Genomic DNA, 14,532 nt, shown 5'->3' with positions numbered 1-14,532 from the left:
ATGTCTGAGGATCGATTGTTACCCTCTCGCAGCACTATGAAGATGACGACAAAACCCAAAATTATCGTTTTGGATGATGACCCCACCGGTTCCCAAACCGTTCACAGTTGCCTGTTGTTGACCAGTTGGGACGTACAGACACTCTGTTTGGGACTGGCAGATAGTTCGCCGATCTTCTTTGTTCTGACTAATACCAGAGCGCTGACACCTGAGCAAGCCGTCACGGTGACAAGGGAAGTCTGCCACAACCTCAAAATTGCGCTTAAAACTGAAGGGATTGAAGATTTTCTGGTGGTTAGTCGCTCTGACTCCACGCTACGAGGGCATTATCCTATTGAAACCGATGTCATTGCTGAAGAAGTTGGACCTTTTGACGCCCATTTTCTCGTTCCCGCGTTCTTTGAAGGAGGACGAATCACCCGCGAAAGTGTGCATTATCTGATAATTGATGGTGTTCCAACCCCTGTCCATGAAACTGAATTTGCCCGCGACTCGGTTTTTGGTTATCACCATAGCTATTTGCCCGACTATGTAGAAGAGAAGACCAAAAGACGCATTCAGGCGGATGCAGTGGAGCGATTCTTGCTGGAAGATATTCGTCAAGGGACATTAGAGCGCCTGCTGAATTTTACAGATAACCAGTGTGTCGCCGTTGACGCCGAAACTCAAACCGATTTAGACAAGTTTGCGGCAGATGTCCTCAAAGCGGCTGCTCAAGGCAAGCGCTTTCTATTTCGCTCTGCGGCTAGCCTGTTAACGTCCCTTGCTAATCTCGCACCTCAGCCAGTCGCCCCAGCAGATATGGCTCAATACGTGCGAGAGGGGAAACCGGGAGCGGTGATTGTGGGTTCCCATGTTAAAAAGACAACTCAACAACTAGAACGTCTGCTGCAAGTTCCCGATATTGTGGGGGTTGAAGTCGATGTCACCCATTTGCTGGAGGAGTCACAATTGCAGCACTCTGCCCTGCTAGCCGAAATTTTGGCATCTGTTGAGGAGGTGCATCGGGCAAATAAGACACCTGTGGTTTATACCTCTCGAGAGGAACTGGTATTTAAAGATGTGCAAACACGGCTAAAATTTGGGGTGGCGGTTTCGGCTTTATTAATGGATATCGTGCGGGGATTGCCCGGAGATATTGGATTTTTAATTAGTAAAGGCGGTATTACCTCCAATGATGTGTTGAGTACAGGTTTGGAGTTGAGAGCAGCACGGCTATTGGGTCAAATTATTCCTGGATGTTCAGTCGTGCGTACTCCCTGTGATCATCCACTGTTTCCCGATTTGCCCGTGGTGCTATTTCCTGGGAATGTGGGAGATACTGATGCCTTGGTGACGACGTACCAACGATTCCTTCAGAAATAATAGATATCCTCCAGAGGCTGACCCTCCGGGTACAGCGCAGGCTTCCCACCTCACGCATAACTTGTCATGAGTGAGCACGGGATTTATTTACCCCCAAACCCGCCGTTAGCTAAAAAATTTTGTAAAACTTATTACAACAACATCAATCCAATAACCAGTAGCATGAGCCAGCGATCGCAGTTGCTGAGAATTTGCCATTCTTAATCCAGCCGCATTTACTCCCCGTCAGGCTCTGGTCTTTAAGACTATGATTGATTGGGTATGGTCTTTAAGCAATCCTTCCCCGTGACTCTATCTAGTCGTTCCCATTCGTTGCCTAACCCTCTAGGAGCGTGGCATACCCAATCGGCAAACAAAGCACTTTCTGATCTTGACAGTAATGCTCAAACAGGCTTGACATCCCAACAGGCAGCCGAACGATTGCAGCACTACGGTTTAAATGAACTAGAAGAAACTGCTGGTCGTAGTACTTGGGCAATTCTCCTCGATCAGTTCACCAACATCATGTTACTGATGCTGATTGTGGTCGCGATTATCTCAGGGGTAATCGATTTTGTAGATTGGCGGCAAGGGGCGTTAAAAGCTGGTGAAGTTCCGTTTAAGGATACGATCGCTATTTTATCAATCGTGGTTCTCAACGGTGTACTAGGCTATCTCCAAGAAAGCCGTGCCGAGAAAGCCCTCGCTGCCCTAAAAAATCTTGCTTCCCCCAAAGTGCGAGTTCTCCGTGACGAAAAACCAATGGAGGTGGATAGTAAGAATCTCGTACCAGGAGACATCATGCTCCTAGAAGCTGGGGTACAAGTTTCAGCAGATGGACGGCTGATTGAGGTATCGAACTTGCAGGTGCGGGAATCGGCTTTGACAGGGGAAGCCCTGGCGGTGAACAAAGAAGCCGAGGTGGAACTGGCAGAAGATACGTCCTTAGGCGATCGCATTAACTTAGTCTTTCAGGGTACTGAAGTCGTCCAAGGTAGAGGAACCGTCTTAGTTACCGGCACGGGCATGAAGACGGAACTAGGGCGCATTGCTGAGATGCTGCAAGGGGTAGAAAGCGAACCAACGCCTCTACAACAGCGCATGACTCAGCTCGGTAATGTGTTGGTCAGCGGTTCCCTAATACTGGTAGCCTTGGTCATTATTGGCGGCTTGATCCAAAGCGGTGGCAATTTAGCCGTTTTGCAAGAACTCGTGGAAGTTTCGCTATCAATGGCAGTTGCTGTTGTCCCCGAAGGCTTACCTGCCGTAATCACCGTTACCTTGGCACTAGGAACCCAACGGATGGTGCGCCGCCATGCCCTCATTCGCAAACTGCCTGCGGTAGAAACCTTAGGGAGCGTCACCACTATCTGCTCCGATAAAACCGGCACCCTTACCCAAAACAAAATGGTGGTGCAATGGGTGGCTACCCCTAGCCAGACATTTCAAATCACAGGTGAAGGGTATGCCCCAGTCGGTGAGTTTCAACTCGACAACCAGGCAATTTCCCCAGATCAGTATCCAGAACTCGAACCCATACTTCAAGCTTGCGCTCTTTGCAACGATGCCGTTCTTCAACACGAAGAGGGAGATTGGCGAATTTTAGGCGACCCCACAGAAGGAGCACTCATTGCCGTAGCGGGTAAGGGAGGTGTTGATAAGGAACCCCTCAACCGCCAGATGCCCCGTGTGGGAGAAATTCCCTTTTCTTCCGAACGCAAGCGGATGAGTGTTATTTGTCAGAATTCATCAGGGATTGCTCATTGGTTATCCGCAACACAAAGAACCAATGACTCAGGACAAATAACCCATTACATTATGTTTACCAAGGGTTCGCCCGAGTTTGTTTTGGAGCGCTGCCACAGATTTCAGTATCAGAGTGGTACAGAATTGCTAACGGATGAACGGCGAGAACAGATTCTGAAGCAGAATAACCAGATGGCAGGTGCGGGGTTGCGGGTGCTGGGTTTTGCTTACAAGGCTGTGGATAGTCTACCGGATGAAAGTATAGACGATAAGAGTGAAACCGCAGAGCAAGAATTAGTGTGGTTGGGTTTGATAGGGATGCTAGATGCCCCAAGACCAGAGGTGCTTGATGCAGTACGGCGGTGTCGGGATGCGGGAATTCGACCTGTGATGATTACTGGCGACCATCAGCTTACGGCAAAAGCGATCGCTCATGCCTTGGGCATTGCCAATGAACATGATCGCGTCCTCACCGGTCAAGAGTTACAAAGGCTTTCTCAAGATGATTTAGACCAACAGGTAGAGCAGGTTAGCGTCTATGCTCGCGTCTCTCCTGAACACAAACTGCGAATCGTTCAAGCACTCCAGCGCCAGGGTCGATTTGTTGCTATGACTGGGGATGGTGTCAACGACGCCCCCGCTCTCAAGCAAGCAGATATCGGCATTGCCATGGGTATCACTGGTACCGATGTCAGTAAGGAAGCCAGCGACATGGTGCTGCTTGATGACAACTTTACCACGATCGTTGCAGCGACTGAAGAAGGTCGAACCGTCTACGATAATATTCGCCGATTTATTCGCTACATCCTAGGCAGTAATATTGGGGAAGTGTTGACCATTGCGGCTGCGCCGATTATGGGACTCAATGCAGTTCCCCTCTCGCCGTTGCAAATTCTTTGGATGAACTTGGTGACGGATGGATTGCCAGCCTTGGCTCTGGCAGTGGAACCCGCAGAACCCGATGTCATGAAGCGTCCCCCCTTTAGTCCCCGCGAGAGCATTTTTGCCAGAGGACTAGGGTTGTATATGGTTCGCATTGGCATTGTTTTTGCGATCGTCTCCATTGCGTTAATGGCAGTGGCTTACGAATACTTCCCCGACCATTGGCGGACAATGGTATTCACGACTCTCTGCATTGCTCAAATGGGTCATGCCATAGCCGTGCGCTCTAATAATCGCTTGACGATAGAAGTCAATCTATTTTCTAACCCCTATTTACTCTGGGCAGTACTAGTAACTACAGCCCTCCAGCTAGCCTTAGTCTACGTGCCATTCCTGCAAGATTTCTTCGGCACTCAACCGCTAACTTGGACGGAATTACTCATCTGTCTCGGTTTCAGTACCTCATTATTTGTTTGGGTTGAGTTAGAGAAATTGTTTATCCGCTGGTACAGAAGTCGTTAGTCATTTGTCATTTGTAAACAAGCAATGACTAATGTGATCACAAATTTGATAACGGATGTTTTAGTGGTGGTCAATGACCAATGTACCTGAAAAGCCTACAACTCCGTCAGTTTCGTAACTATCGAGATTGTCTGGTCAATTTTGACGCCCCCAAGACAATTTTGCTTGGGAATAACGCTCAGGGAAAATCAAATCTGCTAGAGGCGGTGGAATTGCTATCAACGCTCAGAAGCCATCGGTCAGTGCGCGATCGCGAATTAGTCTTGGAAGATACCTCAATTGCCCAAATTCGGGCTATTTTGGAACGTGCCTATGGTTCGACGGAACTAGGGCTGACTCTCCGCAGTCAGGGACGGCGTACTGTTGCCCTCAATCAAGAAGCCTTACGGCGTCAGCTTGACTTTTTGGGCATCCTCAATGCCGTACAGTTTTCCAGTCTAGATTTAGAACTGGTGCGGGGCAGTCCAGAACGGCGGCGTAGTTGGCTCGATTCTATCTTGACTCAGTTGGAACCTATTTATGCCTATATCTTGCAGCAGTACAACCAAATCCTGCGACAGCGCAACGCTCTCCTTAAAGCCTTCCGTAAGCAGGAAATCGAAGCTAAAACCGATGAATTTTCATCCAGAGATTATCAGGCAGAACTAGCGTTGTGGGATGCCCAATTAGCAACGGCAGGTTCGCGAGTGACGCGGCGGCGTGCCAGAATGCTCGATAGACTGGCACCCTTAGCGCAAGTATGGCACGCCAGTATCAGCGGAGAGACAGAGGTGCTAGAAGTGAGGTATGCCCCTAATGTCATTATTGAGAACGATGACCCAGAAAGGGTACAGCAGGCATTTTTAGAAAAGATTGAGCGGCGTCGCATCCCCGAACAGCGTCAGGGAACAACCCTCGTTGGTCCTCACCGGGATGAAGTAGAGTTTACCATTAACCAAACCCCTGCCCGCTCCTATGGTTCTCAAGGTCAGCAACGGACGCTAGTATTAGCGCTGAAGCTAGCAGAATTAAAACTAATTGAAGAAGTGGTAGGAGAACCACCCCTGCTATTGCTAGATGACGTGTTAGCTGAACTCGACCTCAACCGTCAAAATCAACTCCTGGAGGCGATTCAAGACCGTTTTCAGACCCTGATTACCACCACCCACTTAGGGGCGTTTGATTCTCAGTGGTTGAACTCATCCCAAATTCTTTCGGTTCAGGCAGGGCAAATTAAGGCAGTTGGTTAAGGACTCTCTAAATGAAAAAATACCAGGCTTGGTTGAATTATGTGCTGTGTCTGGGACTGGCGCTTGGTTTGGCAATCCTCTCCCATCCAGCAATTTTTCCCATAAAGTCTTTAGGAAGTCCCCAGACGCTGCCAGCTCTAACGGAGATTCGGGGTGTATGGCTTACCAACGTGGCGAGTGGTGTACTTTTTTCGCCGTGGGGAATCAATCGAGCTCTGTATCAACTGTCTCAACTCAACTTCAATACAGTTTATCCGGTGGTTTGGAACCGAGGACATACCTTTTATCCGAGTGCTGTTGCTGAATCAGTCACCACTCGGAAGCAAGACGCACTGCTAGATATGATGCGACTGGGAGGGGATGTGTTGGCAGAAATTGTTGAGCAAGGACATCGCCAAGGTTTGAGGGTTATTCCTTGGTTTGAATATGGTTTTATGGCTCCTCCCAATTCTGAACTGGTGCAACGCCACCCCAATTGGATTGGTGAGACTCCCAAGTTGGGGAAACCTGCGATCGCTTCAGCAGATATTCTTAATGAGCGGGTACAAGTCTGGCTCAATCCCCTACATCCAGAAGTACAGCAGCTCATTTTCGACTTAATTGTTGAGGTTGTCACCCAGTATGATGTGGATGGCATTCAGCTTGACGATCATTTTGGGATGCCAGTGGAATTGGGTTACGACCCCTTCACTGTTGAGCTGTACCAACAAGAACATGGCGGAAAAAGTCCCCCCAGCTACCCCCTTGACTCCGAGTGGATGCGCTGGCGAGCCAATAAGATTAGCGCGTTTATGCAACGGATCTTCGAGGCAGTAAAATCAATCAAACCCAATTGCCTAGTATCCCTATCTCCTAATCCAGAATCCTTCGCCTACAAATATTACCTCCAAGACTGGTCAACCTGGGTCAAGCGGGGTTGGATAGACGAATTGGTTTTACAGGTTTATCGAAATGATTTGAAAAGCTTTCAATCTGAATTGGTACAACCAGGGGTACAGCTAGCGCGTCGGCAAATTCCTGTCAGTATCGGTATTACAACGGGGACACGACTGCGTCCGGTTGCCATGAAGCAAATTCAAGAGCAGGTGCAGGCAGTTCGCGATCGCGGCTTCGACGGCGTATCCTTCTTTTACTGGGAAACCCTGTGGAGTTACATTACTCCAGAGTCCCCACAGCAACGCCGCAAAGGGTTCCGAGAACTCTTTCCTTACGAGTAAATGAAACCTAGGACGCGGAAAGCCCCTGTCTTTTAAGGAGGGGATGTAAGCGAATTACCTATTATAGTGCTGAGTGTCAACCAGCTAATACTGTAGGAGAGCGGCAAAGCAGAGAGAGGAAAGAAGGTTAATTTCGGTTTTTTCTGTTGAGCCACTCGTTCAGCCAAAATGATAGATTGTTTTATTTGGCTCTTCTACTCCTGTCCCGCCGCTTCCAAATGTCAGTAACAACCAATAATCACTCCGAAGCAAAACCCACAGATATTGGCTGTAACCTTTGGTTGCAGTGGACGTTAATGACGTTTTTAGGTTTTTTGACCAGTTTGTTTTGGATTGAAATTGGTGAAAGACCGGATGTTGGGGCTGTCGAGGGAATAATCGGCGGTAGTCTGATTGGGTTAGCTCAGTTACTTGTTTTAAGGCAGCACATCTCTCGGGCTGGCTGGTGGGTGCTAGTCAGTCTCCTGAGTTGGGGGTTAATTGGGTTCAGTGGACTAGGGGCTTTAGGCTGGTTTGCCCCTCGAACTCTGTATCTTTTTCCTAGGGTACTCTACGGAGTTTTGGACGGAGCAAAGATTGGATTTTTACTGGGGGTTGGGCAATGGATAGTCTTGAGGCAGCAAGTTTCTAGCGCTTGGCTGTGGATCTTGGCAAGTCCCCTATGCTGGTCTATAGCCCTAGCACTGGGTTGGACAATTGGTGGAGCTTTACGCTTGTTCACGCACCTGTTCCTTAGTGAAGTTGTGGGGTTGGCGGTGACGTGGTTGGCAGTCGGTGTCCTGACAGGAATCACCCTGATGGGTTTACTCTGGGAGACGGCAATGGTTAATCAACAGCGGTAAGTATTAAGCAAAATTAATGAGAGGGAAGCTATTGCTTTGGTCTTCATGATGGTAAGGAACGCTGCATTGTGTGTTTAATATGGCTTAGTTTAAGTTTATCAATATTTATTCAATCTTCTTAACAAAACTGAATTAACTTCACAAGATCTACAGACTACAGCCTTATAACTTTACTAGCAAGTTTCATTTATAATAGGTCTAGTTAGCTGATGATTTCAGTCTGCTTTTTAAGCAGTTCGTTTTCATTATTACTTGTATTACTCCTTATAAAAGCGTATTACGCCCAAGCAAAAACTGTTATACAAATGAAAATTTGAAAAATGGCTTTCAGAAGAGTCTTACTAATCTTCACAAATATATTTACCAATGAAACACACTAAGTCATTTCTTAAAGTCTTGCCAAACTTCAGTTCAACACATAGTGAAGGGAAAACGTCCCCAATGAAAGTCAGACAACTTCTCAGACTTTACGAACAGGGAAACAGAAATTTTGAAGGCGCTGACCTCTGTGGAGCCGATTTAAGAGGAGTGACTCTCCTCGGAGTCAACCTTAGAGGCGCTAATCTGGTTGGTGCTGATTTGACTAGAGCCTTTTTAATCAAATCAGACCTAAGTGGTGCTCAGATGAACTGGGCAAATTTAACATATGTTAAATTGAGCGATGCCAAACTCGTAGACACAGATCTGACCAAAGCCACTATTAGCGGTGCTTTTATGGTGAAATCGAAACTACCAGGAGCCAAACTAAGTGGCGCTGACCTCAGTGGTGCCAACTTAAGACGGGCAAACTTGTGGGGTGCCAATCTCTGCGGGGCACAGTTAGAACGGGTCAATTTGCGAGATGCAAATCTTAATGGTGTCAATTTTAAATGGGCTAATTTATCCGAGGCAAGACTAATTGGGGCGAGCCTGTATGGAGCGTCTTTAAGTTTTATTAACTGTAGGGCAGCTTGGTTAAAGGGCTTAGATCTAGGTGGTGCTGATTTAGAGGCAGTTAACTTTAGAGAAGCCAGATTGAGTGGTGCTAATTTAGAAGGAGCTAACTTGACAGCCGCTAATTTAACCGACGCTAAACTGGATCGGGTGAATCTGCAAGGAGCCGACCTCACAGGAGCGAATCTAGCAGGAGCATCTCTAGAGGATGCTAACTTGACGTGGGCAATTTTGAAAAAAGTAGATTTGAGTGACGCAGATTTGAGAGGGACAAAGCTTTATGGGATTGACTTTAATGATGTCCAAGTCAGCAACTCTAGGGTGCCAGAATTGACGAACCGCTCTTTGTACTCGACTGCGGTTTGAACAGAGATCTTGCACCATTCTTAATTAACCTGATAATCTGCCAGGGACTTTATTCCCTGGCGGATTGTTGCGACTGCTATAACAGAACAGCATCTGCACTCCAGGCAAGATCCCCGACTGCTCTAAGAAGTCGGGGATCTCTGTACCGAAACTTCCCTACTTCCCACTGTGGCACTTGAGAGTGCCAAATGTGGGATAAACCCTAAGCATTTTCCACTAAAGCAGCAGCGTGATGGCGGATGTGGTCTTCAATAAAGGTGGAAATGAAATAGTAACTGTGGTTGTACCCTTCTTGAAACCGCAGCGTTAAAGGAACACCAGCTTTTTCACACGCTTGGGCAAACGCACCTGGTAACAACTGCTCTTTTTCTAAAAAGGGGTCGGCTGTGCCTTGGTCGATTAAAATAGGACGCTTGTAGCCCACTTTCAGCACTAGTTCACTAGCATCATAGATACGCCACTTCTCTGAATCAGAACCCAGGTAATGAGTAAATGCCTTTTGCCCCCACGGACAGCGCATCGGTGCGGCAATCGGTGCTAACGCCGAAACAGATTTGTATTGTGCGGGGTTTCTCATGGCGCAGACGAGTGCTCCGTGTCCCCCCATGGAATGACCGAAAATGCCCTGTTGCTCGATTTGGGCTGGGAAATGCTGGGCAATAATAGCAGGTAATTCCTCAACGACATAGCTGTACATTTGGTAATGCACTGCCCACGGTTCAACCGTAGCATCCACGTAAAAGCCAGCCCCCGTACCCAAGTCCCATTCTTCATCTTCACCAGGAATTCCTGTATCCCGAGGACTGGTATCTGGTGCAACTAACATCAACCCGTATTTAGCTGCAAATTGTTGTGCCCCTGCCTTTGCCATGAAATTCTCTTCTGTGCAGGTTAAACCAGAGAGAAAGTAGAGTACAGGCACCCGTTCCAGTTTCCCTAGGGGCGGTTGGTAAACCGAAAACCGCATTTTGCTGTCGCACGTCTGGGAGTGATGGGTGTAAAAGCCAACTCTACCGCCGAAGCATCGATTTTCAGAAACGAGTTTGGGGGCTGTGGACATAGGTTTGACGTGTCAGGATTGAGTAGGTAGATGCAGCGATTTAGGGTGCCTTCTCCTCTATTTTCCCACAGCCCGGTCTGCCTCGTCCTCCGGTGCTAAACTATTGCACGATTTAAAAAGTCAAGAAAACAAGTCAGTGGTGAGTATTGAACCTTCAGGATTTAATAAAATTTCCTCATTTACTCCAAAATCCCCACTAAAATCCTTACCAACTCTGCCAAATCATCTGGCAATGTATACGACCCAATATCCCTTGTAATAATATAGTTACTGCGCTCCAACTTACCAAAAATCCACAACTCTCCAATACTTACCACCCCATACAACACTTCCGGCGATTCCTCCACCATCGCCAGGGCAATCAACTCCACCGCTAATTGTGTAAATCCCCGCGTCACATCATCCCGTTTTGCTTCAATAACGATTAATCCTCGTTCCGACTGGATAAAATAATCCAAATTTCCCTGAAGTTGCTCATTCACCTTCAACGGATATTCAATTCGCAACAGACGGCGACACATCACCGCCACTCGCGTCAACACAGGCGCAATCAAAATTTCCCGCTTCGCCGTCTCGCTGCTGAGGGTGACATAGGGAATCGTTTCTTCTAACTGTTGCTGCAATTCTGGCAATCCGTCAATTTGACGAGTCGTTGTTGGTAACTGGAGGCGCTGACGTTCAAACCGATAGCCAAACTCTGCTAGTACTTCATCCGTGTCATTCGGTAACTCGAAGTACGAACGAAACGTATAACTGACTCCCTCTTGTAAGATTTTTAACTTAGACATGGGGGTTTATGAATTGCTAACCTCATTCAACCACACCAACATTGCCTCTTCACTTCCAAAATTCAATTCGCTTGAGCACGTAACAGAATTTTTCTCTTTTCCCTATAATTTAGAACCCTAGATGGACGCAATAGTTAGCCGCTAGTTTTTATATTCTTTTTTTAGATAGGTTCAACAACAGTAACCCATTACTGACGTTTGGCAACATAATTCCGTTTATTTACGTCTCCTGTAGAGGTACATAGCCGCGTGCCCTGCCAGACAATAAAATCAGGATAGTCCCTGTCTATAAATTGTGAAAGGCAAAAAATCATGGGTATTTTAAACCAAGTAGCTACAACCGTTACTTTAGCTGCGACTGCGACTTTCAGCTTGCTCGGAACACCGACAATGGCATTTACGATTACCCCAAATAACCAAGAGGGAGATTTGCTCAACGCCCTTCTCGGTTATACGACAGGACTGAGCAACTTCTCGCTCTCAACCACAGGAGATGCTGAAGCATTTGGTCTGTTCAATGATGACCCATTTGGTTTGGGTTCAGGCATAGTTCTCAGTACAGGTGAAGTGGGAGAAATACCAGCTACAAACACTGAAGATGGAGGACTAGTCCCCCACATTGACGAAAACGGTGCAATCAATCCCCTCAATGATCTCAGCAAAGATTTTGGCATCCAAGGCATGGGAATTGCAGGAGTGCCAGGGGACGACATGATTTTACAGATCGATTTTGACGCCGACAGTACGGCAGACAAAGTGTTTTTTCAATATGTTTTTGGCTCAGAAGAGTTTGTTGAGTTTGGAGGCAGTGAGTTTAATGACTCGTTTCAATTGCTTCTCAATAATGTCAACTTAGCCCTGTTAAGTGACGGAAATAGCGTTACTATTAATAATCTAATCCCTAACCCTCTAGACCCTTCGTCTTATCACCCCGACTACATCAACAATCCCACAGGTTCTATCACCAACACCAAGTTAGACGGTTTTACTAAGGAATTGACCTTTGAGGGGTTGCTTAACAAAAATGCCAGGAATAGCCTAACTATTGAGATTCAAGATGTGGGTGATGGTCTACTTGATTCTGTTGTATTCCTAAAAGGTCAGTCGCTAGGAACAGCACCACCGCCGCCGAAAGTAGTCGAACCTGTTGTTGAGCCTGTTGTTGAGCCTGTTGTTGAGCCTGTTGTCGAACCCAAAGATGTTCCAGAACCGAGTTCAATCCTTGGCTTGTTGGGACTCGGCGCTGTCAGTATAGCGGTACATTTCCAGCGCAAACACAAGTCTGGCTCTTAAACCCGAATTTTTTACAAGCTGACTTTATCCTTCCCCATCTCCCCCATTGTGAAAGTACGCTGCCATTGCGATCCCCTATGGGTGATAAGCTAGAGAACGGTATTGTTAAGCTTTAATACGATCCAACTGGATCGGTAAAAACAACAGACACCAATCACACTGATAGACGCAAGCATGGTAGCCACCACAGAAAAGACAAACACTGGCGTTCTTAGCCAAATCATCGGACCCGTTGTCGATGTTGAATTTCCCACCGGCAAGATGCCGCAGATCTACAATGCCTTGAAAATTGAAGGCAAGAATGCAGCGGGGCAGGATGTCTCGGTTACTTGCGAAGTCCAGCAATTGCTGGGTGACAACAAAGTTCGAGCTGTTTCCATGAGCGGTACAGATGGTCTGGTACGGGGCATGGAAGTTATTAATACAGGTGCCCCTATTAGCGTACCAGTAGGCACCGCCACTCTGGGTCGAATTTTCAACGTGCTGGGTGAACCTGTAGACAACCAAGGACCTGTCAATACTCAAGAAACATCTTCAATTCATCGCTCTGCTCCCAAATTCACCGAATTGGAAACCAAGCCTTCGGTATTTGAAACTGGGATTAAGGTGATTGACCTACTGACTCCCTATCGGCGCGGTGGAAAAATCGGTCTATTTGGTGGGGCAGGCGTTGGCAAAACCGTCATCATGATGGAGCTGATCAACAATATTGCTACCAACCATGGCGGAGTATCTGTATTTGGCGGTGTGGGTGAGCGCACCCGCGAGGGCAATGACCTCTATAACGAAATGATGGAGTCAGGGGTCATTAATAAAGACAATCTAAACGAATCGAAGATTGCGCTGGTTTATGGTCAGATGAACGAACCACCCGGAGCTAGAATGCGTGTGGGTCTTGCTGCTCTGACGATGGCAGAGTATTTCCGGGATGTGAACAAGCAGGACGTGCTGCTGTTCATCGACAATATCTTCCGGTTTGTGCAAGCGGGTTCGGAAGTATCCGCGCTACTGGGTCGGATGCCTTCAGCGGTGGGATATCAGCCAACGCTGGCAACGGACATGGGTGATTTACAAGAGCGCATTACTTCAACAACAGAAGGTTCAATTACCTCCGTTCAAGCAGTTTATGTGCCAGCGGATGACTTGACTGACCCAGCACCCGCTACAACCTTTGCTCACTTGGATGGAACAACGGTGTTGTCTCGTGGTTTGGCATCTAAGGGAATTTACCCGGCTGTAGACCCACTGGGTTCGACTTCGACCATGCTGCAACCCAATATTGTGGGTGATGAACACTACAACACCGCTCGTGCAGTTCAAGCTACCCTACAGCGCTACAAGGAACTCCAAGACATCATCGCCATTCTTGGCTTAGATGAACTGTCTGAGGATGACCGCTTGACCGTAGCTCGCGCCCGGAAGGTCGAGCGCTTTTTGTCTCAGCCCTTCTTTGTTGCGGAAGTCTTCACCGGCTCTCCTGGTAAGTATGTGAAGCTAGAAGAAACCATTGATGGTTTCCAGAAGATTCTCGCTGGTGAATTCGACGATTTACCGGAACAGGCGTTCTACCTGGTGGGCAATATTAACGAAGCGATCGCTAAAGCTGAGAAAATCAAGTCAGGTAGCTAATCATGCGGGTAAGGGTTAAAGGGAAAAGGGTGTAGAGAAACGGCTCACCTTTTCCCCTTCACCTTTCCCTCCTCTATAACCCCTAATTACTAACCATTAACTGATGACCTTAACTGTTCGCGTAGTTTCTCCCGACAAATTGGTCTGGGATTCTGAGGCTCAAGAAGTTATTCTGCCCAGCACCACCGGTCAGCTCGGTATATTAAGCGGTCACGCTCCTCTGTTATCAGCCCTCGATATTGGTGTGATGCGAGTTCGTCCTGGCAAAGAATGGGTGCCTATCGCCCTAATGGGAGGATTTGCTGAAGTCGAAAACGACGAGGTGACGATTCTCGTTAACGCTGCCGAACAAGGCGAAAAAATCGATAAAGAAGCTGCCCGAGCAGCTTTCTCCCAAGCTCAAGAGCGCCTCAATCAAGTACAAGGTAGTGACAACCGTCAAGAGAAAATTCAAGCGACTCAAGCCTTAAAAAGGGCGAGAGCTCGTTTTCAAGCTGCTGGCGGGATGGTTTAAGAGGCTGTTTCTCTCATAAGGTCTAAATGCCTGGAGCTCCCCCTGTTCTATCCCCCCTTTTTAAGGGGGGAGTCAAATCTTGCTGCGCAATGGATATCACGGCGGACTTTGACTGGATTCTCCCCCTCGTTTCTAACGTCCCCCCGAACCCAAGGGGGGATTAGGGG

At 47.6% G+C, this 14,532-nt stretch carries 11 protein-coding genes; 9 read left to right on the top strand and 2 right to left on the bottom strand.

Features of this window, described 5'->3' with window-relative positions; all coding sequences use genetic code 11:
• Window positions 1-42 precede the first annotated feature (42 nt).
• From IQ257_RS06370 to IQ257_RS06345, 6 genes are all read left to right on the top strand, one after another.
• Entirely contained in the window at window positions 43-1,365 is a 1,323-nt protein-coding gene (locus tag IQ257_RS06370; RefSeq protein WP_193873879.1) for a four-carbon acid sugar kinase family protein, read from the top strand.
• Window positions 1,366-1,626: 261 nt separating this feature from the next.
• Window positions 1,627-4,494 carry a cation-translocating P-type ATPase gene (locus tag IQ257_RS06365; RefSeq protein ID WP_193873878.1) on the top strand — a complete coding sequence of 956 codons (2,868 nt, stop codon included), beginning with the start codon at window positions 1,627-1,629 and terminating at the stop codon, window positions 4,492-4,494.
• An 80-nt stretch (window positions 4,495-4,574) separates the two neighbouring features.
• Window positions 4,575-5,723: a DNA replication/repair protein RecF gene (gene recF, locus IQ257_RS06360; protein ID WP_193873877.1), complete on the top strand. Its 1,149-nt coding sequence runs from the start codon at window positions 4,575-4,577 to the stop codon at window positions 5,721-5,723.
• A gap of 11 nt (window positions 5,724-5,734) precedes the next feature.
• Window positions 5,735-6,940 (top strand): glycoside hydrolase family 10 protein, encoded by a 1,206-nt coding sequence (locus IQ257_RS06355; protein WP_193873876.1) that lies wholly within the window; start codon window positions 5,735-5,737, stop codon window positions 6,938-6,940.
• Between the two features lie 218 nt (window positions 6,941-7,158).
• The gene (locus tag IQ257_RS06350; protein WP_228060471.1) at window positions 7,159-7,782 is read left to right on the top strand and encodes a hypothetical protein; all 624 of its coding nucleotides are present in this window, start codon (window positions 7,159-7,161) and stop codon (window positions 7,780-7,782) included.
• A gap of 441 nt (window positions 7,783-8,223) precedes the next feature.
• Window positions 8,224-9,081 carry a pentapeptide repeat-containing protein gene (locus tag IQ257_RS06345; RefSeq protein ID WP_193873875.1) on the top strand — a complete coding sequence of 286 codons (858 nt, stop codon included), beginning with the start codon at window positions 8,224-8,226 and terminating at the stop codon, window positions 9,079-9,081.
• Between the two features lie 202 nt (window positions 9,082-9,283).
• On the opposite strand, the gene fghA is transcribed toward IQ257_RS06345, so the two are convergent.
• Both fghA and IQ257_RS06335 read right to left on the bottom strand, forming a co-directional pair.
• The gene (gene fghA / locus IQ257_RS06340) at window positions 9,284-10,141 is read right to left on the bottom strand and encodes an S-formylglutathione hydrolase (RefSeq protein WP_193873874.1); all 858 of its coding nucleotides are present in this window, start codon (window positions 10,139-10,141) and stop codon (window positions 9,284-9,286) included.
• Window positions 10,142-10,320: 179 nt separating this feature from the next.
• The gene (locus IQ257_RS06335) at window positions 10,321-10,929 is read right to left on the bottom strand and encodes a hypothetical protein (RefSeq protein ID WP_193873873.1); all 609 of its coding nucleotides are present in this window, start codon (window positions 10,927-10,929) and stop codon (window positions 10,321-10,323) included.
• A gap of 312 nt (window positions 10,930-11,241) precedes the next feature.
• On the opposite strand from IQ257_RS06335, the gene IQ257_RS06330 reads away from it, so the two are divergent.
• The 3 genes from IQ257_RS06330 (at window position 11,242) to atpC (ending at window position 14,365) form a co-directional block, all read left to right on the top strand.
• Complete coding sequence (locus IQ257_RS06330) at window positions 11,242-12,222, top strand: choice-of-anchor L family PEP-CTERM protein (RefSeq protein ID WP_193873872.1); 981 nt, start codon at window positions 11,242-11,244, stop codon at window positions 12,220-12,222.
• A gap of 174 nt (window positions 12,223-12,396) precedes the next feature.
• Window positions 12,397-13,851: a F0F1 ATP synthase subunit beta gene (gene atpD, locus IQ257_RS06325; protein ID WP_193873871.1), complete on the top strand. Its 1,455-nt coding sequence runs from the start codon at window positions 12,397-12,399 to the stop codon at window positions 13,849-13,851.
• Window positions 13,852-13,954: 103 nt separating this feature from the next.
• A complete protein-coding gene (gene atpC, locus IQ257_RS06320) occupies window positions 13,955-14,365 on the top strand; it encodes an ATP synthase F1 subunit epsilon (protein WP_193873870.1) in 411 nt (136 codons plus the stop codon).
• Window positions 14,366-14,532: the final 167 nt, after the last annotated feature.

Origin of the sequence: Coleofasciculus sp. LEGE 07092 (genome assembly GCF_015207375.1) — a bacterium.
GTDB lineage: Bacteria > Cyanobacteriota > Cyanobacteriia > Cyanobacteriales > Coleofasciculaceae > LEGE-07092.
This window is presented reverse-complemented; position numbering and strand designations above follow the sequence as displayed.